The sequence below is a fragment of the Thalassospira sp. A3_1 genome, from assembly GCF_017744215.1.
Classification (GTDB): domain Bacteria; phylum Pseudomonadota; class Alphaproteobacteria; order Rhodospirillales; family Thalassospiraceae; genus Thalassospira; species Thalassospira lucentensis_A.
Genome location: NZ_JAGHQQ010000002.1, coordinates 48,509 through 74,734, shown reverse-complemented (window position 1 = coordinate 74,734; position 26,226 = coordinate 48,509). Strand labels below are relative to the sequence as shown.

The window sequence follows — 26,226 nt, the reverse complement described above, 5'->3', positions numbered from 1 at the left end:
TGATCACGATGAACGCTATCAGACCGGCCCCCAAACTTGTCGAAACCGCCAACTGGATTTTCCGCGATGGCGGCAAAGTCCTGTCGGTGCGCAGCCACGGGCGCGACCGGTTTTACCTGCCCGGTGGCAAGATCGATGCGGATGAAACCGCCATCGAAGCCCTGATCCGTGAAATCCGCGAAGAACTCGGCGTGAAGCTGATCGAAAAATCCATTCGTCCGCTTGGGCTTTATGCCGGTCGCGGCCATAACCAGCCATCTGGGGTCATTGTCCGCATGCAATGCTTTGCCGCCCGCTTTACCGGCACTCTGACCCCATCACGCGAAATCGCCGAAATGCGCTGGCTATCGCAGCGCGACCGTCACCTGATGGCCCCGATGGGCCAAAAGATCACGGCAGCCCTTTTCGATATTTAATACCGCCCGATTACCTGCTTATCGCGGTCCATCCGCGTCCGGGTCACCCCCGGCATCGGGGATGCTGCGCGCAGCCGCATCCTTGTCGCGGTTTTCGTCCTTGGCGACAGATGGCGGTGCGGCCGGGTCGGTGCCATCGCCCTCACTCGCATCAGGGATATCATCCTTCGCCTCGATCACCGGTTTGGGGTTGCCATGCCCGGCATCGCGGATGGCGGCCGCCAGTTTCTCGATATCGCGGAAATGCACGTCCTGCTGCGGGAACGGGATTTCAACGCCCTCGGCCCGGAACCGTTCAAGAATTTCGAACCGTACCGCGCTGCCCACTGCCAGAACATCACCGATATCGCGCAGGAAATAGCGCAATTCGAAATCAAGCGAACTGGCCCCGAAATCGATAAACACCACCTGCGGTGCCGGATAGCTGAGAATCTCGCGGCGCTTGTCCGCGATCTCAAGCAGGATTTCCCGCACCTTGTTGGCATCCGATCCATACGACACCCCGATCCGGATAATCCCGCGTCCGCTGCGGTCCTTAAGCGTCCAGTTCATCACCCGGTTGGAAATCAGTTCGGAGTTCGGGATCACCACCGATGACCGGTCAAAGGTTTCGATCTCGGTCGCGCGCACCCGGATATCCTTGACCAGTCCCTGATCGGCCCCGACCACGATCCAGTCCCCCACCTTGATCGGCCGTTCGATCAGAAGGATCAGGCCCGACACAAAGTTACTCACGATACTTTGCATGCCAAAACCGATACCGACCGAAATCGCACCGGCAATGATCGCAAGGTTGGACAAATCCATGCCCGCCGCCGAAATCGCCAGCAACACCGCAAGGCAGATCCCGACATAACCGAAAATCGCCGAAACCGAATGCTGCAAGCCCTGATCAAGCTTGGTATTGGGCAGAACCCTTGTGTTGAGCATCCGCTGGAAAAACCGCATCACGCCCAGAACCGCAAGGAACAGCAAAATCGCGATCAGAATGGCGCGGAGCGAGAAATTGATCCCACCCACCTGTATCCCGATAAATGCCTTTTCGGCGGCATCAAGCAGGTCCGCCCACGCGATATCGGTAAAGATCAGAACCGCCAAAGGCACGGCAATCGTGAACATCACGACATCAATCGTCACGCGCAACCAGAAATAAAGCGTGCCATGCACCGCATCACTGGTCCCGTCATCATCAGGGGACGACGGCCGCACCAGATAGGTATGAACAAGCGCGCGCGCATAGCCACGCAACAGCCAGTAACTGGTGACGAACGCCATCGCCATCATCAGGTTTTCAAGGATAAAGCGCGCAAGTGCGACATAACCCAGAACACTAAGCACCGGCAGCAGGATCGAAATGCTCCGCAATCCGCGGCGCAAACGTCTTTCAACCTTGGCCCATAATTCATGCCGGTCCGGCCCGCCATGTTCCCAGAACACGCCAAGCGAACTGACAAACAGGATGATCGAAATCAGGAAGACGTTGGAAACACTCTGCACCAGCGCGATTTCAAGCGACGTGCCAAGCGTGGTTGCGCCTTGCAGCAACACCAGATCGGATGCGTAAATCACCGCCGCAAACAACGACAGTATCCCGATAACCCGCGATCCGGTTTCCGTCGTTCCGGCGCGCCGCATGCCCGGTGAAAACGGGGAATAGATGCTGCGGATCGCCGCCCCGACAAACAGCAGGAACAAAAGGGCAGCAAAACACTGATAGACAAAATCGCCCATACTGCCGACCAGAAGGTCCGGCTGCCGGTCCACCATCTGATAGGCCACCAGCAACGCCACCCCGGGCACCAGTGCGGTAAACACGAACCGCGTTCCCGATATCAGCGACACCCGGTCTTCCTTGGGCGCATTGCGCCATCGTTCCGGCAACCAGCGCAGGACAACAACCTCGCCCCCGATCAGGGCCGCCATCACCACAAAGGTCAGCAACACAAGACCCGGCGCAATTTCACTCAACTGGTCGCCAATCGGCCCTTCAAGATCAAGGTCGGCATACCGGCTGCGCACCATGTCAGGCAGTTCGATGGCACCAGACCACACCTGCCCCCAGCTTTCCGCGTCCCACGGCACATCAACCCGGCCCAGAATGCGGCGGGTAAATCTCTCGCGTGAAATCTGCGCCAGCCGGTCGGAAATTTCGGTCGCACGGAAATCAACCAGTTCACCCTGTTTGATCACGCCGCTGATCTCGGCGATATCCTTGTTCAACCGTTCGCGTTCCTCGGCAACGGCGGGGGCTTCGGTTTTGCCCTCGGCCGGGGGTTCTCCCAGTTTGCCAAGGGCGGTATTCAACCGGTTCAACCGGTCTGCCGCACTCGATTGCAGGGTCGCGGCCCCTTCGGTCACTTCTTCAACCGTCGACCGGCTTTCATTCAACAGCCGCCCGGTAATCTCGTCGGAATTCAGGGCCGTATCGACCTCGTCCAGACGGTCATTCCAGCCCGATATCAGTTTCTGGCTTTTTTCCAGTTCGATTTTCTGGGTTTTTTCCTGCGGGACATCCTGCGCACTCGCGCTGCCGCCGATCAGGAAGGCCGACATTATTGTCGCCATAATCCAAAACAAAATAGGACGAACTGTCGTCATGATAGATATTCCATGCTGATCCCTGTCGGGCCGGTGACCGAAACCCGTTTTTCCTGATTTGCAAACAGGTTACACTGTCCGCGATAACGAATCACGTACCGTTTCGTTCCCGAACCGGTACCATGCCTGTCCCGGCCTTTCCGGCCCGCAAAGTAGCGCACCAGACGGAGCCCGCCCGATGTCCTCATCCGCCCTGATCAATGCTTTCATCCTCGATAGTGACGGCAAGGGAACCTCCCTTGAATGGCAGGACATCGTCAAATCCCTTCCCCAGACAGGCGAAAACCAGTTTCTATGGGTGCATCTCGACTGGATGGCGGAAGGTGTCCGGCGCTGGCTGATCGATATTGTCGGGCTCGATCCCACCATCGCCGACGGCCTGTCCACTCGCGGCACCCGGCCATCCGTCTTCTTTTACGATCATGGCTATTCGATGAATTTGCGCGGGGTAAACCTGAATGCCGAAAATGATCCCGCCGACATGATTTCGGTGCGCTTCTGGGTATCGGGCAATATGGTCATCACGCTCCGCAATCAGTCGCTAAAGGCGTTTGACGATATCCGAAGCGCGATTGCGCAAGACAACGCACCGCGCAATCCCGATGATTTTGTCCTGACCGTTGCCGAACGGCTGGTTTTCCGGGTCGATAATGTCGTGCGCGGGCTTGAAGAAAACGTCGACACCATCGAAGACGATCAGGAAGACACCCCGGAAAACAAAACCCTGTCATTGCGCCGCCGCTGTTCGGATGTCCGTAATCAGCTTTCGCGCCTGCGCCGTCATCTGTCCCCGCAACGTGATGCGCTGGGGCAATATGTCGAACAGAAAACCGCATGGCTTGATAAACGCTACAAACGGCGTGCGCGAACGCTGACCGATAAAACCATCCGTCTGGTCGAAGAATTTGATTCCCTTCGCGAACGCATCCAGATCGTCAATGAAAACATGATGGCGCTGGAAACCGAACGCATGAACCGCACCATGTACTGGCTGACGGTGATTGCCGGTCTGTTCCTGCCGATCAGTTTCGTGACCGGGCTTCTGGGCATCAATGTCGGCGGGGTTCCGGCGGCTGAAAACCCGTTTGGCTTTATCGGCGTTTCCATCATTCTCGCCGTCATCGTCGTCTTTGAAATCTGGCTGTTCAAAAAGATGCGCCTGGTCTGAACCCGCTGATGAACCCTCTGAGCCACCCGGTCTTTTGCACATGATGCAATCAAGCCATGCGACACAGCCTTGTTGCATTGCAAAGCAGCTTGGCGCTATGACTTTGACCATCCGCCCTTATTCACCTTCACTGCATGACGAGATCCTTGATGACCGACGGCCCGCTTTCACGTTACCGCGCGAAAATCACAGCGGGCGAACTGTCCCATGATCCGATGCAGGAACTCTGTGCGGAAAAACTGCAAAGCCTGTTCAAGGCGCTGAACCATTACGAACCGCATACCGGTTCGGGCGGCTGGCGCGAACGGTTTGGCCTGACGCGCCGCCGCGAAGAACCCGAACCACCGCAGGGCCTTTATATTTACGGCGAGGTCGGGCGCGGCAAATCCATGCTGATGGATCTGTTTTACGAAACCGTCGCGGTCGATCGCAAACGCCGGGTGCATTTCCACGATTTCATGCAGGATGTGCATGACCGCATGCACCGTTTCCGCAAAACCAAGTCAAAGGACGACGCCGACCCGATCCCGCCAATTGCCAGGGATCTGGCCAAGGACGCGTGGCTTTTGTGTTTTGATGAAATGCAGGTCACCGACATCACCGATGCGATGATCTTGGGCCGCCTGTTCGAACAGCTTTTTGATCATGGCGTGGTGATTGTCACCACATCCAACCGCATGCCCGATGATCTTTACAAGGACGGCCTGCAACGCCAGAACTTCCTGCCCTTCATCAACATGATCAAACAGAAACTTGATGTGCTCGAACTGGCAAGCCCGACCGATTACCGCATGCGCAATCTGACGGCGGCCGATGTCTTCCTGTTCCCGGCGGGACCGGATGCGAAGGCGAAAATTGACGAGATGTTCGCAACCGTCACCGAAGGCGCACGCGTTGCGCCTGACAGCCTGACCAACAAGGGCCGCAAGATCGAAATTTCCGCCGCCGGGGCCGGTGTGGCGCGCTTCACGTTTGATGAACTTTGCACCAAGCCGCTCGGACCGGGCGATTACATCGCGATTGCCACCCATTTCCACACCATCGTCATTGACCTGATCCCGAAACTGCCGGACTCGCGCCGAGACTGGGCCAAACGGTTCGGAACCCTGGTCGATGCGATGTATGAACATAAAACCAAGCTGATCTGTGCGATTGAATGCGATCCGTCGGAAATCTATACCGACGGCGATTATTCATTTGAATTCCAGCGCACCGTGTCGCGCCTGACCGAAATGCGCAGTCAGGAATATCTCGACATGCCGCATCTGACGTAACACCCGAACGGGGCACGCTTCGGGCGAATTTGAACGCCTCAAAAACGACTCCACCCACACAGGTTTAATTTCGGCACAAAAAATCACCATCAGGTGATGGTTGGCATGCCGATTCTTGCGTCTGGCGTGCAATTGGCTTTGCGAAAATGCAGAATCTGCTTCCACGGGCTTTTCCCCATGCCCCGCCTGCCGCATGGCAGATGGCCGTTTCCTGCAAGGCTGGACGCCAGAAGATAAGATCATGCGCATCAATTCGCGGCAAAAGCGTGTTGTGCCTTTCCTTTAGGCAGCGCCAAGGCGCAAACAGGCTTTGGTTTTGCTGCCGATTTGCATTTATTCGCATCTGCAACATGATCGGTTTTTAAGCGTTTAGACAATAGTTGCAACAAACCGGGAACCGGCGGTTTTCCTCGTGAAAACAGCGGCGTTTCCCCTTGTAAAAGCGGCCGAATCAGTTTACGACACTCGGTGTTTACGAACGATTCTTTCGCGTTCGCAGGTTTAAATTTTCAATCGCGCTCCCAAGTTGAGTTTCGACGCCTCGGAAGCGCAATAGGGAAGAAGGTAACGGAATGGCCCGCAACAAGATCGCGCTCGTCGGTGCCGGCAATATTGGTGGTACTCTGGCCCACCTGGTCGGCCTGAAAGAGCTTGGCGACGTCGTCCTTTTCGACATCGTTGATGGCATGCCACAGGGCAAGTCTCTCGACATTGCTGAATCCTCCCCCGTCGACATGTTTGATGCCGACCTCAAGGGCACCAGTGACTATAAGGACATCGCAGGCGCTGATGTCGTTATCGTGACTGCCGGTGTGGCCCGCAAACCGGGTATGAGCCGTGATGACCTCATCGGCATCAATACCAAGGTCATGACCCAGGTTGGTCAGGGCATCAAGGAACATGCCCCGGACGCATTCGTCATCGTCATCACCAACCCGCTTGATGCGATGGTCTGGGTGATGCAGCAGGCAACCGGCTTCGATCCGAAGAAAGTTGTCGGCATGGCTGGCGTTCTGGACTCTGCCCGCTTCCGTTACTTCCTCGCCGAAGAATTCAATGTATCGGTCAAGGATGTCACCGCCTTCGTTCTTGGCGGTCACGGCGATACCATGGTCCCGTCGATCCGTTATTCGACCGTTGCCGGCATCCCGGTTCCCGACCTGATCAAAATGGGCTGGACCACCCAGGAAAAGATCGACCAGATCGTTCAGCGCACCCGTGACGGTGGTGCCGAGATCGTCGCTCTTCTGAAAACCGGTTCCGCTTTCTACGCCCCGGCTGCTTCGGCAATCGCGATGGCGGAAAGCTACCTGAAAGACCAGAAACGCGTCATGCCGGTTGCCGCCTACCTTAGCGGCGAATACGGCGTTGACGGCCTTTATGTCGGCGTCCCGGTTGTTCTGGGCGCAGGCGGTGTTGAACGCATCGTCGAGATTAATCTCGACGAGTCCGAAAAGGCAAACTTCGACAATTCCGTGAACGCTGTTCGCGGCCTCGTCGAAGCTGCCAAGGGCATGCTCTAAGATCGCGAAGCGGGCTGGTCAGTGACCGGCCCGTTTTTCATTCATTGTCGTTATTATAACGTCAATGAACGCGGGCCTCGCAACAACGTCCCCTTTTTGACAGGGACATTGAAACCACGATTTCTGACCCACAGGAAATCGTACGGAAGGCAAGAAAGCGACCGAACATGAATATTCATGAGTACCAGGCGAAAGAAATTCTTCGCAAATACGGTGTGACCGTGCCGAACGGCAAGGTTGCCTACACCGCTCAGGAAGCCACCGAAGCTGCCCAGTCCTTGGCTGGTCCGGTTTACGTGGTGAAATCCCAGATCCATGCAGGCGGCCGCGGCAAAGGCACCTTCAAGGAAGCAACCGCTGGCGATAAAGGCGGCGTTCGCGTCGTCAAAAGCGTCGAGGAAGTCGGCACCAATGCCGGTCAGATGCTCGGCGCCACTCTGGTCACCCACCAGACCGGCCCGGATGGCAAGGAAGTCAAACGCGTCTATATCGAAGAAGGCTGCGACATCGCACGCGAACTCTATCTTTCGCTGCTTGTTGACCGTGCCACTTCGCGCGTGATCTTCATGGCCTCCACCGAAGGCGGCATGGACATCGAAGAAGTTGCCGAAGCAACCCCGGAAAAGATCGTCACCGTTGACATCGATCCGGCTGCCGGCTTCTCGGGCTTCCATGGTCGCAAACTGGCATTCGCGCTGGGTCTCGAAGGCAAACAGGTTTCCAAGGCCGTCAAATTCATGACCGCCATGTATAACTGCTTCCTCGAAACCGATGCGGCGATGGTTGAAATCAACCCGCTGGTCGTGACCGGTGATGGCGACATCATCGCGCTCGATTGCAAAATGAACTTCGACGACAACGCGCTGTTCCGTCATCCGGACATCGAAGAACTGCGCGACGAAGACGAAGAAAACCCGGCCGAGCTCGAAGCTGCAAAACACAGCCTCAACTACATCAAGCTCGATGGCACCATCGGCTGCATGGTCAACGGCGCAGGCCTTGCCATGGCAACCATGGACATCATCAAGCTTTATGGCGGCGCACCGGCAAACTTCCTCGACGTTGGCGGCGGGGCCACCAAGGAACGCGTTACGACCGCGTTCAAGCTGATCCTGTCTGACCCGAATGTCGAAGGTATCCTGGTCAACATCTTTGGCGGCATCATGCGTTGTGACGTGATCGCAGACGGCGTTGTGGCAGCAGCCCGCGAAGTCAGCCTGAACGTTCCGCTGGTCGTTCGCCTCGAAGGCACCAATGTCGAACTTGGCAAGAAAATCCTCGAAGAATCGGGTCTGCCGATTGTTTCGGCCGACAACCTTGCCGATGCCGCCGAAAAGGTGGTCAAAGCTGTGAAGGAGGCCGCGTAACTATGGCTGTTCTCGTCGATAAAAACACCAAAGTTATCTGCCAGGGTTTCACCGGTTCGCAGGGTACCTTCCACAGCGAACAGGCAATTGCCTATGGCACCAAAATGGTTGGCGGCGTAACCCCGGGTAAAGGCGGCACCAAGCACCTTGACCTGCCGGTCTTCAACACCGTTGACGAAGCGGTCCATGTGACCGGTGCCAATGCATCGGTCATCTATGTTCCGCCGCCCTTCGCGGCTGATGCCATCCTTGAGGCCATCGACGCCAAGGTCGAACTGGCTGTCTGCATCACCGAAGGCATTCCGGTTGCCGACATGGTTCGCGTCAAGCGCGCCCTTTCGGGTTCGAAAACCCGTCTGATCGGTCCGAACTGCCCGGGCGTCATCACGCCTGACGAATGCAAGATCGGCATCATGCCGGGCCACATTCACCGTCGCGGCAAGATCGGCATCGTTTCCCGTTCCGGTACGCTGACCTACGAAGCAGTCGCACAGACCACCGCCGCTGGCCTGGGTCAGTCGACCTGTATCGGTATCGGTGGTGACCCGGTCAACGGCACCAACTTCATCGATTGCCTCGACCTGTTCCTGAAGGATCCGGAAACCGAAGGCATCATCATGATCGGTGAGATCGGTGGTTCTGCCGAAGAAGAAGCATGTGAATTCCTGCAGGCTTCCAAAGTCAAAAAACCGGTTGCCGGCTTTATTGCTGGTGTAACCGCGCCTCCGGGTAAACGCATGGGCCATGCCGGTGCGATCATCTCCGGCGGTAAGGGCACTGCGGATGCGAAAATGGAAGCAATGCGCAGCGCTGGTATTCTTGTTGCCGATTCCCCGGCAAGCCTTGGCTCGACCATGCTCAAGGCTTTGAAAGGGTAATCAGGGTAGTCAGAGGAAAGGCAGGGGGAGGCGTGGTCTCTTTCGGGACCATGCCTTCCAAGACCACAAATGAAACCTCAAGATATCGACACGATTCTGAACGAGTCGAACGCAACTTATATCGCTGAACTTTATGCCCGGTATCAGAACAACCCGTCTGCGGTTGATCAGAGCTGGGCTGAGTTTTTTGACGGGTTGCAGGACGACGCTTCCGATCTCCTTGCCGAAATGCAGGGACCCAGCTGGCAGCCGCGGGAAACCAAGGTTGTTGGCGGTATGGAAGGTTACGACGTCTCCCAGGGTCACGCCGAACGTCCCGCCAATGGCGGTTACGCACCGGCGGCTCATGCGGCACCACAGGGTGCGCCGGTCAGCTCCAACGCCATCCGTGCCGCGGCACATGATTCCATTCGCGCCCTGATGCTGATCCGCTCATATCGCGTGCGTGGCCATCTCGAAGCGAACCTTGATCCGCTGGGCCTTGCCCCGCGTGATCCGCATCCGGAACTTGATCCGAAAACCTATGGCTTCACCGAGGCCGACATGGATCGCCCGATCCATATCGCCAACGTTCTTGGCCTTGAAACTGCTACCATTCGTCAGATCGTATCGCTGGCCCGCAAAACCTATTGCGGCTCGATCGGTATCGAATTCATGCATATTCAGGAACCTGAACAGAAGTCATGGATTCAGCAGCGTATCGAAAGCATCGGCAACCAGACGCAGTTCACTGCGCGCGGCAAGGAAGCCATCCTTGAGCGCCTGGTCGAAGCCGAAGGTTTCGAAAACTACCTGCACACCAAATATGTCGGCACCAAGCGTTTCGGTATTGATGGTGGCGAAGCCCTGATGCCGGCTCTCGAACAGATCCTCAAACGCGGCAGCCAGCTTGGCATCCGCGAGGTCGTGTTCGGCATGCCGCACCGTGGCCGCCTGAACGTTCTGGCGAACGTCCTGAACAAACCGTTCCAGGCGATCTTCTCGGAATTCATGGGCAACCCGTCCAAGCCGGACGACGTGATGGGCTCGGGTGACGTTAAATATCACCTTGGAACGTCCGCTGACCGTGAATTTGACGGCAACGTTGTTCACCTGTCGCTGACCGCGAACCCGTCCCACCTCGAAGCGGTAAACACCGTCGTTCTGGGTAAGGTCCGCGCCAAACAGGCACAGCGCAAGGACACCAACCGCGAACAGGTCATGGGTATCCTCCTTCACGGGGATGCGGCCTTTGCCGGTCAGGGTCTTGTTGCTGAAACCTTCGATCTGTCGCACCTCAAAGGCTATCGTACCGGCGGTACGATCCACTTCGTCGTCAACAACCAGATCGGTTTCACCACCAAACCGTCCGATAGCCGTTCCTCGCCTTACTGCTCGGATATTGCCAAGGTCGTTCAGGCGCCGATCATCCATGTCAATGGTGACGACCCCGAAGCCGTGGTTCACGCCGCACGCATCGCGACCGAATTCCGTCAGGAATTCAAACAGGACGTCGTGATCGACATGTTCTGCTATCGCCGCTTTGGTCACAACGAAAGCGACGAACCGGCCTTCACCCAGCCCAAGATGTATGACGTGATCGGCAAACACCCGACCACCAAGGACATCTATGCGCAGAAACTGGTCAAGGAAGGTCTTCTGACCGAAGAACGCGTCAAGGAACTGGATCAGAAATTCCAGAGCTACCTTGACGACGAATTCAAGGCGTCCGAAGCCTACCGCCCGAACAAGGCAGACTGGCTCGAAGGCAAATGGTCGGGCCTCGCCTCCTCGCACGGCGAAGATGCGGACTGGACCGGTCAGACCGGTGTGGATGATGACTTGTTGCAGGAAGTTGGCCGGGCTCTTTCGACCCCGCCCAGCGACTATGACATCAACAAGAAAATCCTGCGCCAGCTCAAGGCCAAGGCCAAGATGTTCGAAACCGGCGAAGGCATTGACTGGGCAACCGGCGAGGCTCTCGCATTCGGCACCCTGATGTGCGAAGGCACTCCGGTGCGTCTGTCCGGTCAGGATTGCCAGCGCGGCACCTTCTCGCAGCGCCACGCAAAACTGGTCGATCAGACCACCGAGGCAAAATACACCCCGCTCAACAACATCCGTACCGGCCAGGCCGAGCTTGAAGTCCTCAACTCGCCCCTGTCCGAAGCCGGTGTTCTGGGCTTCGAATACGGCATCACCCTTGCCGAACCGCATTCGCTGGTTCTATGGGAAGCCCAGTTCGGTGATTTTGCCAACGGTGCACAGGTCATCATCGACCAGTTCATCAGCTCCGGCGAAGCCAAATGGCTGCGCATGTCCGGTCTGGTGATGCTGCTGCCGCACGGTTACGAAGGTCAGGGTCCGGAACACAGCTCCGCCCGTCTGGAACGGTATCTGCAGCTTTGTGGTGAAAACAACATGCAGGTGGCCAACGTCACGACCCCTGCAAACTATTACCACATCCTGCGTCGCCAGATCCGCCGCTCGTTCCGTAAGCCGCTGGTTCTGATGACGCCGAAATCGCTTCTGCGCCACAAGCAGGCGGTATCCAGCCTGTCCGAATTCGGACCGGGTACCACCTTCAAGTCGGTGATCAGCGAAACCGCCAAACTGACCGATGCCAAAAAGGTCAAACGCGTCGTCCTGTCTGCGGGCAAGGTCTATTACGATCTGCTGGCAGAACGTGAAAACCGCGGGATCGACAATGTTGCCCTGGTGCGCGTCGAACAGCTTTATCCGTGGCCGGCCAAGGAACTGGCAGAAGAACTTGCCAAATATCCGAATGCCGACGTGGTCTGGTGTCAGGAAGAACCCGAAAACATGGGTTCGTGGTACTTCGTCGATCGTCGTATCGAAGGCGTGCTGTCCGAGATCAAACACAAGGCCGGTCGCCCGATCTATGTCGGTCGCAAGGCTGCCGCGTCCCCGGCAACGGGCTTGCTCAAGGCTCACCTGCGCGAACAGGCCGAACTGGTCGATGCCGCGCTGAGCGTAAAATAACTTTACCGGACGGGCGGGAAACCGCCCGTCCGACCCGCACATTCAGAATTCATTCGTATTCGGGCAGGCCCAAACTGTCTGATAGAAAAAACGGTCGAGGAAAAAATGGCGACTGAAGTTAAAGTTCCCACGCTGGGCGAGTCTGTTACCGAAGCAACAATTGCGAAATGGTACAAAAAAGTCGGTGATGCGGTTGCAGCCGATGAACCGATTGTCGAACTTGAAACCGACAAGGTCACCGTCGAAGTCAACGCACCGGTCGCTGGTGCGATTGTCGAACTGGTTGCCGGCGAAGGTGACGAAGTCGAAGTCGGCGCCCTGATCGCCATGATCAAGGAAGGTGCCGAAGGCGCTGCTCCGGCCAAGGAAGAAAAAGCCGAAGCCAAGGAAGAACCAAAGAAAGAAGAGCCGAAAAAAGAAGAAGCCAAACCGGCTGCTGCCCCGGCAGCAAGCGCACCGGCGGCTTCGACCTCGGCCAATACCGATCATCCGCTGCCGCCTGCCGTTCGCAAACTGGTCGAAGACAAAAATCTCGATCCGTCGAAAATTCCGGCAACCGGCAAAGACGGCCGCCTGACCAAGGGCGATGTTCTGAACTTCCTCGAAGGTGGCGGATCGGCTCCGCGCGCGGCGGCTGCTGCACCAGCAGCACCTGCTGCTCCGAAGCCGGAACGCGAACTGCGCGAAGGCGAAGAACGCGTCAAGATGTCCAAGCTGCGCCAGACCATCGCGCGCCGCCTGAAAGAAGCCCAGAACACCGCGGCCATGCTGACCACTTATAACGAAGTGGACATGACCAACCTTCTGGCCTGCCGTAACCAGTACAAGGACGGCTTTGAAAAGAAACACGGCGTGAAGCTCGGCTTCATGTCCTTCTTCATCAAGGCCTGCACCACCGCGCTTAATGAATGGCCGGCGGTCAATGCCGAGATTGATGGCAACAGCTTCATCTACAAGAACTACTGCGATATCGGCGTTGCCGTTGGTACCCCGCAGGGTCTGGTTGTTCCGGTCATCCGTTCGGCTGAAAAGAAAACCTTTGCCGACCTCGAAAGCACCATTGTCGATTTCGGCAAACGTGCACGTGACGGCAAACTGGGCATGGATGAAATGACCGGCGGCTCGTTCACCATTTCGAATGGTGGCGTGTTTGGCTCCCTTCTGTCCTCCCCGATCCTGAATGCGCCGCAGTCCGGTATCCTCGGCATGCACAAAACCCAGATGCGCCCGGTCGCGATCGACGGCAAGGTCGAAATCCGTCCGATGATGTATCTGGCGCTGTCCTATGACCACCGTATCATTGACGGCCGCGAAGCCGTTTCCTTCCTGGTACGCGTCAAGGAATGCATCGAGAACCCGGAACGCATCCTGCTCGACATCTGATCAGACAAAAGGATCAAAGAACTCATGAGTGAGAACTACGACGTTGTCGTGATCGGTGGCGGTCCTGGCGGTTACGTTTGCGCCATCCGCGCCGCACAGCTTGGTCTCAAGGTTGCCTGCGTTGAAAAACGCGGCACCCTTGGCGGTACCTGCCTCAATGTAGGCTGCATCCCGTCCAAGGCCCTGCTTCATTCGTCCCACCTCTTCGAAGAGGCGACCGAGCATTTCGATACCCACGGCATCGAAGTCTCCAAGCCGAAGGTCAATCTCGAAAAGATGATGGCCCGCAAGGACAAGGTCGTTGACAGCAACGTCAAGGGCATTGAATTCCTGTTCAAGAAGAACAAGGTCACCTATGTCAAGGGTGCCGGCGAAATCACTTCGCCGACCACGGTCAAGGTTGCCCTTCTGGATGGCGGCGAAGAAACCATCACTGCCAAGAACATCGTGATCGCCACGGGTTCGGAAGTCTCCCCGCTGCCGGGTGTCGAAATTGACGAAAAAAACATCGTCTCCTCGACCGGCGCACTGGTTCTTCCGAAAGTGCCGAAAAAGATGGTCGTCATTGGCGCAGGCGTGATCGGTCTCGAACTCGGTTCGGTCTGGCGTCGGCTTGGTTCCGAAGTCACCGTGATCGAATATCTCGACCGTATCCTGCCGGGCATGGATGGCGAACTGGTCAAACAGACCCAGCGCATCTTCGCCAAACAGGGCCTCGAATTCAAACTGGGCCACAAGGTTACCGGCGCGAAATCGGGCAAGTCTGGCGTGACCCTTACGGTTGAACCGTCCAAGGGCGGCGATGCCGAGGAAATCAAGGCTGACGTCGTTCTGGTCGCCATTGGTCGCCGTCCGTTTGTCACCGGCCTTGGCCTTGACAAGGCGGGCGTCGAACTTGACGAACGCGGTCGCGTTAAAACCGACGAACACTTCCAGACCAACGTGCAGGGCATCTTTGCGATTGGCGATGCGATTGCCGGTCCGATGCTCGCCCACAAGGCCGAGGAAGACGGTGTCGCCCTTGCTGAAATGCTCGCAGGCGAAGAAGGCCATGTCGATTACGGCAAGGTCCCGGGTGTTGTTTACACCTGGCCGGAAGTTGCCGCTGTCGGCAAGACCGAAGAACAGCTGAAGGAAGAAGGCGCAGACTACAAGGTCGGCAAATTCCCCTTCACCGCCAACGGTCGCGCCAAGGCAATGGAAAGCACCGAGGGCTTTGTTAAGATCATCGAAGACAATAAAACGCACCGTGTTGTCGGCGCGCATATTGTCGGCCCGGCTGCGGGCGATCTGATTGCCGAAGTGGTTCTTGCGATGGAATACGGCGCCTCTGCCGAAGACATCGCGCGCACCTGCCACGCCCACCCGGCCCTTGGCGAATCCGTCAAGGAAGCCGCCCTGGACGCCGACAAACGCGCGATCCACATGTAATACGATCCGGGGCAACCCGATCCGTGAAACGGCCGCTCCCTTGGGGCGGCCGTTTTGTTTTTGTGCGGTTTACTCCCTTTATCGTCCCCTCGCCCCAGCGCCTTCCCCACCGTCATTCCCGCGAAGGCGGGAATCCAGACAGCCGTCCCGCAGGCACCGACCACCGGGAGACGCGCCCCTATCCGATCCCGGAACACCCAACCCGCCGAAACATGGACACCCGCCTTCGCGGGTGTGACGAAAAATTGTTTCTGCTGCCCCGCCCAACAGGCTCTCGCCCTGGTTTGACTTGCGATCCTATGACCGACTGACCCAGCCGGTCTTGGCCTTGCCCCGCCTCGGGTCTACCATGCTTCCTGCCGGTGCTGCCCCACTTACCAAAGCCTCGTTTCGTCGCTGCCCCATTCGGCCCTGCCGTGCTCCGCCACTGTCCGCTGCCTCCGGCATGCAAAACAGCCCCAAGGGTGACATCGGACAGGCTCCTGCCCCGGACACCGGACCAAAGCCCGGATCGAAAACGACCCGCCAGCGGCAACGCTCCAGCCCGACACCAAACCGAAGCCTGCCTTGCCCACAAGGCGCAGCACGTCCCCAAGGTCCAAGCCGAATTCCAAGTCGGACGGAGCACGATAGCTTCGCTCTCGCCGCCGGTGCCACTGACACCAACCGGACCGTACGAATGCTGATGCTCACCTTCCCCACCGATAGCGACGGGGCTACTCGCTGATCGCTCCTTCTCCCGCTCTCGACAAATGGTGCGGCCTGAACGGAACTGTCGCGTCTTGACCCACGCTCCGATCCCGGCACTGGCGTGATGATATCGCACCCCAACCGCCCCTGCTCCGCTGCTGATCTGCCCAATCGTCGGCTCGATCCGCATCCGGCCCCGCATCGGCCCAAATCTGGCCCGCGCCCTTCCCGGCAGGCGCACCTCTCCCGTTCTGCCTTTCCGGTTTGTCAAACTTTACGCCGCCGTTTCCCGGACCGTTTCAATGCCCGGACGCACTCCTGCCGTAATGATTTTACCCCACACGGATCTTCCGCGCTTGGCGGAAACCACCTGCTATTCAACCACTCAACATCGTCGCTTTTTCATCACGTCATCCCCTGCTTTTGACAAACAATCCGCCCCGGAAACGCAAAAACCCGCCAAAGCGCATCACGCCTGGCGGGTTATGTCTCCGGACCCATTTGTCCTGTTGACTTTATCTTTATGCCACAAATAAAAGAACAAATCAAGAACATTTTGCAAAAATTTTCGCCGTCCGGTTCCGGCAAAAATTCTCGTTTATTTTCAATAAACTATGCCATCATATTGCGATATGAAGGACCGGTCCGCTAAGATCACCCGCCGGGATTGCCCGGATCAAGACGCAGGAGAAACCACCCATGACGCTTTCGATCGGACTTGTCGCCCACGACCGTCGCAAACGCGAAATGGCCGATTGGCTGGAAACCCACAAATCACAGTTTTCCGGCACCCGGATTTTCGCCACCGGCACCACCGGCCGTGTGCTTCAGGAACGCTTCCCCGATCTTGATATCGTAGCCCTTAAAAGCGGCCCGTTCGGCGGCGATCAGCAGCTTGGCTCGATGATTGCGCATGGCGAATTGCAGGCGATGTTTTTCTTTACCGACCCGATGACGCCCCAGCCCCACGATGTTGATGTCCGGGCCCTGATCCGGCTGGCCAACATGTATGAAGTGCCGATTGCATGCAACCGCAGCACCGCCGACCTTCTGATCAGCAACCCGAAATTCGAGGAAATCTGCGAACAATATCGCGGCCATTCCCCCGAACAGGTTTTTGCCGAATACCAGAACCGCAAGGTTTGAGACATCCCCCGGCCCGCTCTGGGCCCACCCCACATCAAACTGATGCGACCGCCCCATGCAACTCGCCTATGACCTGATCGCCGCCATCTTTCCGATCTTCGCTGCCATTCTGGTCGGTGCGGCACTCAAACGTTATCTGATCACCGGTTCTGACATCTGGGCCGGGATTGATCGGCTGACCTATTATCTGCTGCTGCCATCGCTTCTGATGGTGGAAATTTACCGTGCCGATTTCAGTTCCGGGCATGCGGGCACTGCCGTCATGGTCACCTTGGGCGCGACCCTTTTCCTTGCGGCGGCACTCCTACTGTTGCGGCCGCTGATCACCAGCAACACACCGCTCTTTACCTCGATCTTTCAGGGATCGGTTCGTTATAACAGCTATGTGCTGCTTGCCGTTGCCGATGCGCTTTATGGCAGCGAAGGCCTGGCACTGGCGATTGTCTTTGTCGCGGTGATGGTGATTGCGACCAACATGCTGGGCGTCGTGGTCCTGAATGCCTTTGCGGGTGGCAAGGGCAGCTTTAAACGCATCATGATCGGGCTTGCGCAAAACCCGATCATCATCGCCGCCGGGGCCGGTGCGGTGCTTAATATCAGCAACATTCACGTGCCGCTGCCGATTGAAAATACCGCCGCCCTTTTCAAAACCGCGGCCCTGCCGCTCAGCCTGCTGTCGGTCGGGGCCGGACTGCGCTTTATCCTGAGCAAACAGGCATTGGGTGCCATCGCGCTTTCAACCACGATCAAGCTTGCGATCCTGCCGGTCATCACCGGCATTGCGCTGCATCTGGCCGGGGTGGAGGGCATGGTGCTCGCCATGGGGGTGCTTTATGCCGGGATGCCCTGCGCGGGGAACGCCTATATCCTCGCCCGGCAGCTTAATGGCGATCCGGAGGCCATGGCCTCAATCATCACCCTCGAAACTCTCCTGTCCGCCTTCAGCATCGCTGCCATCGCCGCCATACTGAGCATCAACTGACGCCGCATGCGGGGCATAGTCGCCCGCATACCCGCATGCCGAAAGCCCCGGCCGCATCAGTTCTGGCGGCGGTGCATCGACTACCACCGGATCCCGGTCGGCATGGAACGGCACGATGATCTGGCGTGACAGCAGCATCAGGGTCGGCGGCTGCCCGAACAGGGGTGGTTCATCCCCCCGACCATAAAACGGATCGCCCAGCACCGGATGACCGATATGATCCAGATGCACGCGAAGCTGGTGCGTGCGGCCCGTATGGGGCGTTAACGCAAGCCAGGTGATATCATCGCCCGCTTCGTTCTTGCCGCGCCCCAGCACCTGATATTCGGTCTTTGATGGCTGCCCGTCTTCATGGACCAGCATCCGCCAGCCGCTTTCATCATTGGTCTTGCCAATCGGTGCATCGATAAAGCCGTGATCATCGGCAACCGCACCACGCACCACCGCCCAATAGGTTTTCCCGATCAGCTTTTCGGTAAACAGGCGGGTGATCTTTTTCGATGATTTCGGATGCCGGCACAGCAACAGGCACCCCGCCGTATCGCGGTCCAGTCTGTGGGCCAAGGTCGGTTCGGGCTGAATACCGAATTTAAGGTCGGGCAGATAGGCATCGACATGAAAATAGGTTTTCGGTCCGCCATGCGACGCCAATCCCGGCGGCTTGTTCAGAATGATGACATTTGAATCGCGATGCAGAACGCTTGCGATCAGGTCTTCGGCTATCGGATGGGGCATGGTCGGCCTTTCATTGTTGGCCCTGCTTTACCGCAAAGCCACACATGCTGCAATCGCGCAGCAACCGGCCCCACCCCCAAACCTGATCCAGACGGCAATCATCTGCGTAAGGAAACACAGAATTCATTCTTCGCAATCTGGCTTTGACGCGCTTTGTTCGCCGGGGCCAAAAGCAGGGTACGCCATCACATGCCACGCCCGAAACCTTTTAAATATCTGCTTGCCACCCTTGCCATTCTGACGGCCCAGAATGCCGGTTCGGCCTTCGCGGAGAACGGCGAATTATCGGCCCTTACCCCCGCTCAATCCGATGGCCTTGACCGCAGCAGCGCCTGCCGAAACTTCGATCCGATTGCGCGATACGGCAATGAACTGGTGTTTCAGATCCGCCGCAATGATGCCCCGGTCGGGCAGCATATCGTGCGCTTCAATCGCGGCCAGGACGGCCTGCAGGTCGTCGCCCAAAGCAATATCGATATCTCGTTTCTGGGCTTTAACGCCTATAGCTTCCGCTACCGCTCCGAAAGCATCTGGCAGGATGGTCAATTATCGACGCTATCGGTCAAGGTCGATGATGACGGTGATCAGACCAGCATTTCGGCACGGCGCGAAAACGATCAGCTTGTCGTTGATGGCCCCGATGGTCAGAAGTCCCTGCCGCCCGGAATTTTCCCCACCGATCACTGGCATTGCGGTGTTTTGCAAACCACCCAGGTCCTTAATACGCTGACCGGCAATCCCAACGCGGTCACCATATCCCAGGCGGGGGGCGAACGTCTGGCTGTCGGCAACGGCATGATCAACGCGACCCACTTCACCTATGACGGCGAGCTTCAAACCAATGCATGGTACGATGCCGATGGTCGCTGGGTCGGATTGCGCTTCAAGGCGCGGGATGGCTCGGAAATCACCTATCGCTGCACAAGCTGCCAGACCGACAATGCCCAAAAGGACCATCGCGGATGACCAAACATTTCAGAACCATCTGGATCGTCGGCGCATCGGCCGGGATCGGGGCGGCACTTGTCGAAAAATTCGCCAAATCCGATACCGATGCAGGCACGACGATTATCGCATCGGCCCGTTCCGCCGATGCCCTTTCCGATCTGGCGGCATCGTCTAAAAACATCCATGCCGTACCGCTTGATGTGACCAAACCCGACGCGGTTCGCGATGCGATTGCCCTGATCGAAGACCGGTTTGGTCTGCCTGATCTGGTCGTTCTGGCCGCCGGGATCTATTCGCCGATGCCGGTTGATGAATTTTCCGCCAAAACCATCCGCGACCATTTCGACGTCAACTATTTTGGCACGGTCAACTGCCTTGAAATCCTGATCCCGAAAATGCGCAAACGCGGCTCGGGCGAAATCGCGGTTGTCGCCTCGGTCGCCGGATATCGGGGCCTGCCAAAGGCCGGGGCCTATGGCCCGACCAAGGCCGCCCTGATCAATCTGTGCGAAACCCTGCGCGGCGAACTGGGGGAAACCGGTGTCTGCCTTCGGGTGATCAATCCGGGCTTTGTGAAAACGCGTCTGACCGACAAAAACGATTTCGACATGCCCTATCTGCAAACACCGGAACAGGCCGCGGGCTTTGTTTATCGCGGCCTGAAGCGTGGCAACGGATTTGAAATCGCCTTTCCGCCGCCCTTTGTGCGGCAGCTAAAACTTGCCCGCATTCTGCCCTATGGGCTTTATTTCAAACTGATCCGCAAAGTGATGGGAAAATCCGATGGATGATGTGCAATCAGCCAAACTTGAAACGCTGAAAGCCTATGGCGATTATTTTGCCAATCTGGGCCCGGAAACGGTTGATAACCTGCATCATCACGTCACACCGGATTACAGCTTTACCGATCCGTTCAACACCATCAACGGCCCGGATCGGGTCTGTGCCTATCTCGACAAGATGTTTCGCGATACCGAAAATCCGCAATTCATCGTCACCCATCACGCGGTTGATAACGATCTCGGTTTTCTGCGCTGGCGCTTTACAGCCGGCATTTCGGTCCTGGGGAACTGGGATGTCACCGGCATGTCGGCCGTGACATTTTCCGATGACGGCACGCGCATTTCATCCCACGTCGATCACTGGGATTCCGGGATGGCCTTTTATGCGCGCATTCCGGTGTTGGGCTGGTTTATTCGGCGGCTCGCAGCACGGATGGCTGTTTCGTAAAGAACAGGGTGACCTCACCGATCTCGAACCCCCATTTGCGCACACGTGCCCGGTTCACAAGAACCCCGTCGCCCTGCAAAAACATCCAGTCATCGAAACTGACCCGCCAGCTACCATCACCGACCTTCAGGTCCATTTCATAGCTCCAGTTCAGTGCATTGCCATACTGCACGCCCGCGGCCGTGCCGATGATATCATCGGCCTCCCCGCTCAGGCTGTGCTCGCCAGTTTTTCGGATTGTCCACACACGGCGGTCCTGTTCACCATCGTCATACAGAAAATCTTCTTCCAGCGTCAAAACGCCATCATTGATGGTCCCGGTGATATCGACCGTGAACTGACGGCGCAGTTTTCCGAACCGGTCCTCGAAAATTCCCCAGGCCCGACTATTGCCTTCGAAGTATTCAAACACATCGAAGCGGGGCTCTTTTTGCGCAAAATCCTGCGGTTTCATTGACCCACACCCGGTAAGTATCAAAACCATCACAAGCGCCGTAAAAGATCGCAGCATCAGCTTTCTCCCGCAAAGGATACAAGGATCAGAAGGTGCGGCGAGCCAGACGCCGACGAATGGCAACCTGATGCACGCGATCCAGCGGAAAACGCCACATCATCCCGATTGCTCCTGCTTTCAATACGATGGGCAGCACCGCATAGATCATGACAAGTGCGATCAAAGCCGCGGAATTTTCAGTGCCCCCATCGGTAAGGCCAAAAGCCCCCAAAATCGGCAGGGCAATTCCCGCCGCCAACGCCATCGCAAGCTTGTTGGTCATGTTCCAAAGCGCAAACAGAACACCGGTCCGGCTGGCATGAAACCGGTACCGGTCCCAGTCATCGACATCGGCCTGAATCGCCGGTGGTATCGCCAGATCCGCCCCCAATGCCGCGCCGGTAACCACACAGATCACCGCAAACCCGATCCAGTCGCCAGTCGACAGAAACGGCACGAACGCGAATGCTGACACCGCCATGATCATCGCCATGCACCAGACGCGGTGCTTGCTGGTTCGCCCGGCCAGCAACACCCAAAGCGGAATGGCGGCAATCGCGGCAACAAAATACAAAAGGATCAGCGCGTTTTCGGCATCGGTATCAAGCTTCAGGTAATAGCGCACAAAAAGCGGGAAGCAGACGGCGGGCAATCCACCGGCAAGGCCATTGATCATCCATGCCGCAAGCAACCGCACGAACAACCGGTTCTGACGCAGGCTGCGCAGTGACTGGCCAAACCGGGTACGAAGGGAAATCCCTGTTTGGTTGGCGATGTCGCGCCGCCCGTTACGGGTCGCACTATCGGGGACCTTGATGATCAGCAGGGTAATGAAAACCGCCCCGGCAATGATGGTCATGACCGCAAGGGACCGGATTTCATCGGCCCGGGATGCATTCATCATCACAACCGGGATCGCCCCGGCAATGACAATACCAATCAGCCCCGCCCCCTCGCGCAAGGACGTGATCAATGTCCGTTCCCGGTAATCCCCCGAAAGGTCCGCTCCCCACGCCAGATAGGGCACCTGAAACAGCGTCCAGCCAAGGAAAAGGATGCTTGCCGACATGAAAAGATGCCAGCCACCCGGCTGATCGGGCGGCACAAAAAGCAGCCAGATCCCGATCCCGGCAATCACCGCCCCGAACCCGACCCAGATTTTGCGCCGTCCCGTATAATCCGAAAGCCATCCGGCCAACGGATCGGTCAGCATATCGATAATCCGCACCGCCAGAAGGATCGCCCCCGTAAGGGCAAGCCCAAGGCCAAGGTCATCGCCATAATAACTGGGCAACAGGACATAGGCGGGAATCGTCGGCACCGCAGCTGCCATCGTTGGCAGTGCATAGTAAATGGCGGTTTTGCGGGCGCGATCAGGTTGCGGCATTTTCGGGATGTTCGATCACAAAGAACCCGACATTGATCGACCCTTCGTCAAACCCGGTTTCGCAATAGGACAGGTAATATTCCCACATCCGTTTGAAACGGATATCAAACCCCTGCTCGGCAATGCTGTCCCAGCCATGCTGGAAACGGCGCTGCCATTCGGCCAGTGTGCGGGCATAGGATTTGCCGAAAAATTCGGAATGCCGCAGCGAAAGACCGGCCTTGTCGATGGCCTTGCCAAGCGCCTCCGGCGAGGGCAGCAAACCACCCGGAAAGATATAGCGCTGGATAAAATCGGCACCCTTGCGATAATCCTCGAACCGGTCATGATCGATGGTGATGATTTGCAAAACCGCCTTGCCGCCGGGTTTCAGCCGCTTGCGGATCATATCGAAATAGATCGGCCAGTGTTCCTCGCCAACCGCCTCGAACATTTCAATCGAAACGATCTTGTCGAACTGCCCGTCCTGATGGCGATAATCGCGAAGCTCGATCTGGGTGCGATCCGAAAGGCCAAGTGTCAGTAGGCGATTGCGTGCAAAGGCATGCTGTTCGCGCGAAAGCGTCAACCCCGTAACATGGCAACGATGCTGGCCTGCCGCCATTTCGGCAAAACCGCCCCAGCCACACCCGACTTCCAGAACCCGTTCACCCGGCTGCAGCGATGCAAGGTCGCAAATCCGGCGGTACTTGGCATCCTGTGCGGCTTCAAGTGTCATGTCCTTGCGACGATAAAGACCCGATGAATAGGTCATCCCCGGATCAAGCCATTCCTGATAGAACCGGTTCCCAAGGTCATAGTGATAGGCAATATTGCGTTTTGATCCTTCGACCGTATTGGCATTCCGAAGATGCCCGATCCGGGCAATCACGCGCGAAATCATGCCACCCGCCAGCCGGGCACGAACGATATTTTCGTTCAGCATCGCCACCCGCATCACCTTGGTCAGGTCCGGGCTGCTCCAGGCCCCATCCATATAGGCCTCGGCAAAGGCAACATCGCCACCCGTGGCAAGCCTGCGGATCGCCTTCCAGTCATGGATATGCAAAACGGCCCGGATTTCGGTCTGTTCCTCGCCGGTAAACTGCAACGTATCCCCATCGGGCAAAACAATCGTCAGCCGGCCATAATGCAAATGCGCCAGAATGCGTTTCAGCATGATTTTCAGCACATTGCGACTTCCGGTCATGCCACCAATAACGGGCAGGAACCGGTCACGAAACGGGCGAACAATGGTCGAAGAGGATCGATTGCGTTCCGGCATTTCCTGATTACCTTTTTGCGGCTTCGGCCGTCTGGCTATTGGCTGCGAACACGTAAGTCACATCATGTGCTGGCGGCTTTGGACGTTTATGGAACTTCATGCCTTTGCGCCACAGATGCAGCGCCTCGTAATGAATGCCCGCCACCACCTTAATCGTCATCAGCGGATAGCGAACAAAGGCCATAAACAGATTACGATCAGAAAGCGCGGTTCGATCACCGACAAAGGCCGCATTCAGAAATGCACCGTCCCTGTCGGTTTCACGGATGGCCACCGCGACCTTTTCGTCTGGCATGCAAATGCGGAAATGATAGTCGGCCTGCATATCGATGAAGGGCGAAACGTAAAATCCCTTCGCGCAGCTCTGGCGCAACACGCCTTTTTCATCAATGGCATCCGGGCGGACCGGGATCAGATAACTGTGCCGATCCCCGAATGTATTGGACACCTCATACAGGACCGCCCCCACCGACCCATCGGCACGATGGCAGAAATAAACCGACAGCGGATTGAAAACGAAGCCCAGAATCCGCGGATAACACAGCAATTCGATCCTGTGCGCACAATCGCCCAGATCGTGCTTATTCAGGATATCTTCGATGCGTGTGCGGATATCCCCATGATCGCGGTCCGCATGATCGCGGTCATGAAATGAAAACAGGTTGAACCGGTTGCGGCTGAACAGTTTCAGCGACCCGGCCAAGCCATCGATTTCATCAAGATCGAACAAAAAGGAAAACACCCGATAGCGCAATTTGTGATCGCGCGGGCGAAGGCGATGATGCATCACCGATCCTTCAAACAGGGCGGATGTCCATGTACCTGTCATTCGGCAGCTTCTTTTTGCGCGATATTGATAGGCCCCAGATGAATACGACCGCTTTCATTTTCAACGTTCCATGGCCGCCGGACATTGCCCAGTGCTTCTGCCACCGCAAGGCCCGACTGAATACCGTCTTCGTGGAAGCCATATCCAAAATAACTGCCGCAATACCAGATGTTATCCTGCCCCTGGATCGACCAAAGCCGTTTCTGGGCATCCATTGCCGCCGCATCAAAAACCGGGTGGTCATACAGGAAGGATCGAATAACACTGCCCTCGCGCGGCGGGCGTGCCGGGTTCAGGGTCACAAAAAGCGGTTGCCCTTCGTCCAAATGCTGCAACCGGTTCATCCAGTAAGTCACACAGACTTTCTGTTCCCCGTCATGCTCCTCGGCAAGGTAGTTCCAGCTTGACCAGACCTTGCGCGTCCGGGGCATCAGGCTGTCATCATCATGCAGGATCGCCAGGTTGCGTTCATACTGAAACGCCGACAAAAGATCGCGCACCGCGGGCGCCGGATTGGCCTGAAGCGAAAGGGCCTGATCACCATGACACGCCAGAACAACATGGTCGTAGTCCGTCCGCTCACCGTAACGGTTTTCGATGAATACGCCCCCCTTGCCATTCGGTCCGACCCGGGCAATGGCGCTATCAAGGATAACACCACCGGAAATATCCCTGATCATCCTGCCGACATACTGGCGCGATCCACCAACAACCGTGCGCCATTGCGGCCGGTCCTTGATCTGCAAAAGCCCGTGGTTCTGACAGAACCGGACAAACGCCGCCAACGGATAATCCATCATCGTATCGACAGGGGTGGACCAGATCGCGGCCCCCATCGGCAACAGATGATCATTGATAAAGGATTTCGAATAACGATTGGCCGTCAGATAATCACCAAGGCTCTGCGTTTCCGCCTGCCCGGTTTCAAGCGCAAGCGGCGCTTCACGATAAAATCGCAGAATATCACGTACCATCCGCCAGAAGCGCGGACGGAAAATATTGCGTTTCTGCGCGATCAACGATGCCAGATCAGATCCGCCATATTCCAGTCCGCCCCTGTCCATCGACGCGGCAAAGGACATATCGGTCGCAGCCGTTTGCACACCAAGATGATCAAAAAGCGCGCAAAGATTGGGATAACAACGGGTGTTATAGACAATGAAACCGGTATCAACCGGTGTTTGCCCTGCATCCACGGTATTGGAATGCCCGCCGGGACGGTCATCCTTTTCATAAAGCGTGACAGTGTGGGACTGGCTGAGCAACCAGGCCGCCGACAGGCCGGAAATACCCGAACCAACAACAGCTATATTGAGTTTCCCCGATGATCGAAGCGTCATATGTGCCGCGCCTGCTTGCAGTGTTATTGTTTGAACTACATATGATTACGCATGACAGCAAGTTGCGGATCACTGCATAACAACGAATGCTGATAATTGTAAGTAATTGGCAGAAAACGTACAAATTCGTTTGATCCAAAATTTTCCGGCCGACGTATGATG

The 26,226-nt window shown here is 57.0% G+C and carries 21 protein-coding genes; 14 read left to right on the top strand and 7 right to left on the bottom strand.

What is annotated here, in order from left to right; genetic code table 11:
• The first annotated feature begins 8 nt into the window (after positions 1-8).
• Positions 9-416: an NUDIX domain-containing protein gene (locus J7395_RS07320; protein ID WP_209221068.1), complete on the top strand. Its 408-nt coding sequence runs from the start codon at positions 9-11 to the stop codon at positions 414-416.
• Between the two features lie 18 nt (positions 417-434).
• On the opposite strand, the gene J7395_RS07315 is transcribed toward J7395_RS07320, so the two are convergent.
• Complete coding sequence (locus J7395_RS07315; protein ID WP_062959363.1) at positions 435-2,969, bottom strand: DUF3772 domain-containing protein; 2,535 nt, start codon at positions 2,967-2,969, stop codon at positions 435-437.
• A 223-nt stretch (positions 2,970-3,192) separates the two neighbouring features.
• Between J7395_RS07315 and J7395_RS07310 the strand changes: the two genes are divergently transcribed.
• The 10 genes from J7395_RS07310 to J7395_RS07265 all read left to right on the top strand — a co-directional run bounded on the left by J7395_RS07310 (position 3,193) and on the right by J7395_RS07265 (position 17,838).
• Positions 3,193-4,182, top strand: a complete 990-nt coding sequence (locus J7395_RS07310) for a CorA family divalent cation transporter (protein WP_062953200.1) — start codon at positions 3,193-3,195, stop codon at positions 4,180-4,182.
• Positions 4,183-4,331: 149 nt separating this feature from the next.
• The gene (zapE, locus tag J7395_RS07305; RefSeq protein WP_209221067.1) at positions 4,332-5,456 is read left to right on the top strand and encodes a cell division protein ZapE; all 1,125 of its coding nucleotides are present in this window, start codon (positions 4,332-4,334) and stop codon (positions 5,454-5,456) included.
• 572 nt (positions 5,457-6,028) lie between these two features.
• On the top strand, positions 6,029-6,979 hold the full coding sequence (gene mdh / locus J7395_RS07300; RefSeq protein WP_007089203.1) for a malate dehydrogenase: 951 nt from the start codon (positions 6,029-6,031) through the stop codon (positions 6,977-6,979).
• 137 nt (positions 6,980-7,116) lie between these two features.
• Positions 7,117-8,346 (top strand): ADP-forming succinate--CoA ligase subunit beta, encoded by a 1,230-nt coding sequence (sucC, locus tag J7395_RS07295; RefSeq protein ID WP_258547382.1) that lies wholly within the window; start codon positions 7,117-7,119, stop codon positions 8,344-8,346.
• 2 nt (positions 8,347-8,348) lie between these two features.
• Positions 8,349-9,224 carry a succinate--CoA ligase subunit alpha gene (sucD, locus tag J7395_RS07290; RefSeq protein ID WP_097051357.1) on the top strand — a complete coding sequence of 292 codons (876 nt, stop codon included), beginning with the start codon at positions 8,349-8,351 and terminating at the stop codon, positions 9,222-9,224.
• 69 nt (positions 9,225-9,293) lie between these two features.
• Positions 9,294-12,206 (top strand): 2-oxoglutarate dehydrogenase E1 component, encoded by a 2,913-nt coding sequence (locus J7395_RS07285; RefSeq protein WP_209221066.1) that lies wholly within the window; start codon positions 9,294-9,296, stop codon positions 12,204-12,206.
• A 105-nt stretch (positions 12,207-12,311) separates the two neighbouring features.
• Positions 12,312-13,589: a 2-oxoglutarate dehydrogenase complex dihydrolipoyllysine-residue succinyltransferase gene (odhB, locus tag J7395_RS07280; RefSeq protein WP_062953196.1), complete on the top strand. Its 1,278-nt coding sequence runs from the start codon at positions 12,312-12,314 to the stop codon at positions 13,587-13,589.
• Positions 13,590-13,613: 24 nt separating this feature from the next.
• Positions 13,614-15,020 carry a dihydrolipoyl dehydrogenase gene (lpdA, locus tag J7395_RS07275; RefSeq protein WP_209221065.1) on the top strand — a complete coding sequence of 469 codons (1,407 nt, stop codon included), beginning with the start codon at positions 13,614-13,616 and terminating at the stop codon, positions 15,018-15,020.
• Positions 15,021-16,409: 1,389 nt separating this feature from the next.
• Positions 16,410-16,856: a methylglyoxal synthase gene (locus tag J7395_RS07270; RefSeq protein WP_007089211.1), complete on the top strand. Its 447-nt coding sequence runs from the start codon at positions 16,410-16,412 to the stop codon at positions 16,854-16,856.
• 55 nt (positions 16,857-16,911) lie between these two features.
• A complete protein-coding gene (locus J7395_RS07265; RefSeq protein WP_062959366.1) occupies positions 16,912-17,838 on the top strand; it encodes an AEC family transporter in 927 nt (308 codons plus the stop codon).
• Here the strand turns inward: J7395_RS07265 and J7395_RS07260 are convergent.
• Positions 17,764-18,573 carry an RluA family pseudouridine synthase gene (locus tag J7395_RS07260; RefSeq protein ID WP_209221064.1) on the bottom strand — a complete coding sequence of 270 codons (810 nt, stop codon included), beginning with the start codon at positions 18,571-18,573 and terminating at the stop codon, positions 17,764-17,766. The genes J7395_RS07265 and J7395_RS07260 overlap by 75 nt on opposite strands.
• Before the next feature lie 189 nt (positions 18,574-18,762).
• On the opposite strand from J7395_RS07260, the gene J7395_RS07255 reads away from it, so the two are divergent.
• From J7395_RS07255 to J7395_RS07245, 3 genes are read left to right on the top strand one after another with little or no spacing between them, the layout of a single operon-like run.
• Entirely contained in the window at positions 18,763-19,539 is a 777-nt protein-coding gene (locus tag J7395_RS07255) for a DUF6134 family protein (RefSeq protein ID WP_209221063.1), read from the top strand.
• Positions 19,536-20,312: an SDR family NAD(P)-dependent oxidoreductase gene (locus J7395_RS07250; RefSeq protein WP_209221062.1), complete on the top strand. Its 777-nt coding sequence runs from the start codon at positions 19,536-19,538 to the stop codon at positions 20,310-20,312. Before J7395_RS07255 ends, J7395_RS07250 begins: the two co-directional genes overlap by 4 nt.
• The gene (locus J7395_RS07245; protein WP_114111171.1) at positions 20,305-20,751 is read left to right on the top strand and encodes a nuclear transport factor 2 family protein; all 447 of its coding nucleotides are present in this window, start codon (positions 20,305-20,307) and stop codon (positions 20,749-20,751) included. The genes J7395_RS07250 and J7395_RS07245 overlap by 8 nt, the downstream gene beginning before the upstream one ends.
• Here the strand turns inward: J7395_RS07245 and J7395_RS07240 are convergent.
• The 5 genes from J7395_RS07240 to J7395_RS07220 form a co-directional block, all read right to left on the bottom strand.
• Complete coding sequence (locus tag J7395_RS07240) at positions 20,714-21,205, bottom strand: DUF3833 domain-containing protein (protein WP_247742059.1); 492 nt, start codon at positions 21,203-21,205, stop codon at positions 20,714-20,716. The genes J7395_RS07245 and J7395_RS07240 overlap by 38 nt on opposite strands.
• An 85-nt stretch (positions 21,206-21,290) precedes the next feature.
• Positions 21,291-22,631, bottom strand: coding sequence for an MFS transporter (locus tag J7395_RS07235; protein WP_209221061.1), 1,341 nt, complete (start codon positions 22,629-22,631; stop codon positions 21,291-21,293).
• Entirely contained in the window at positions 22,618-23,895 is a 1,278-nt protein-coding gene (locus J7395_RS07230) for a cyclopropane-fatty-acyl-phospholipid synthase family protein (RefSeq protein WP_082824856.1), read from the bottom strand. Before J7395_RS07230 ends, J7395_RS07235 begins: the two co-directional genes overlap by 14 nt.
• Before the next feature lie 7 nt (positions 23,896-23,902).
• Entirely contained in the window at positions 23,903-24,724 is an 822-nt protein-coding gene (locus J7395_RS07225; protein WP_209221060.1) for a DUF1365 family protein, read from the bottom strand.
• Entirely contained in the window at positions 24,721-26,064 is a 1,344-nt protein-coding gene (locus J7395_RS07220) for an FAD-dependent oxidoreductase (protein ID WP_209221059.1), read from the bottom strand. The genes J7395_RS07225 and J7395_RS07220 overlap by 4 nt, the downstream gene beginning before the upstream one ends.
• Positions 26,065-26,226 lie beyond the last annotated feature (162 nt).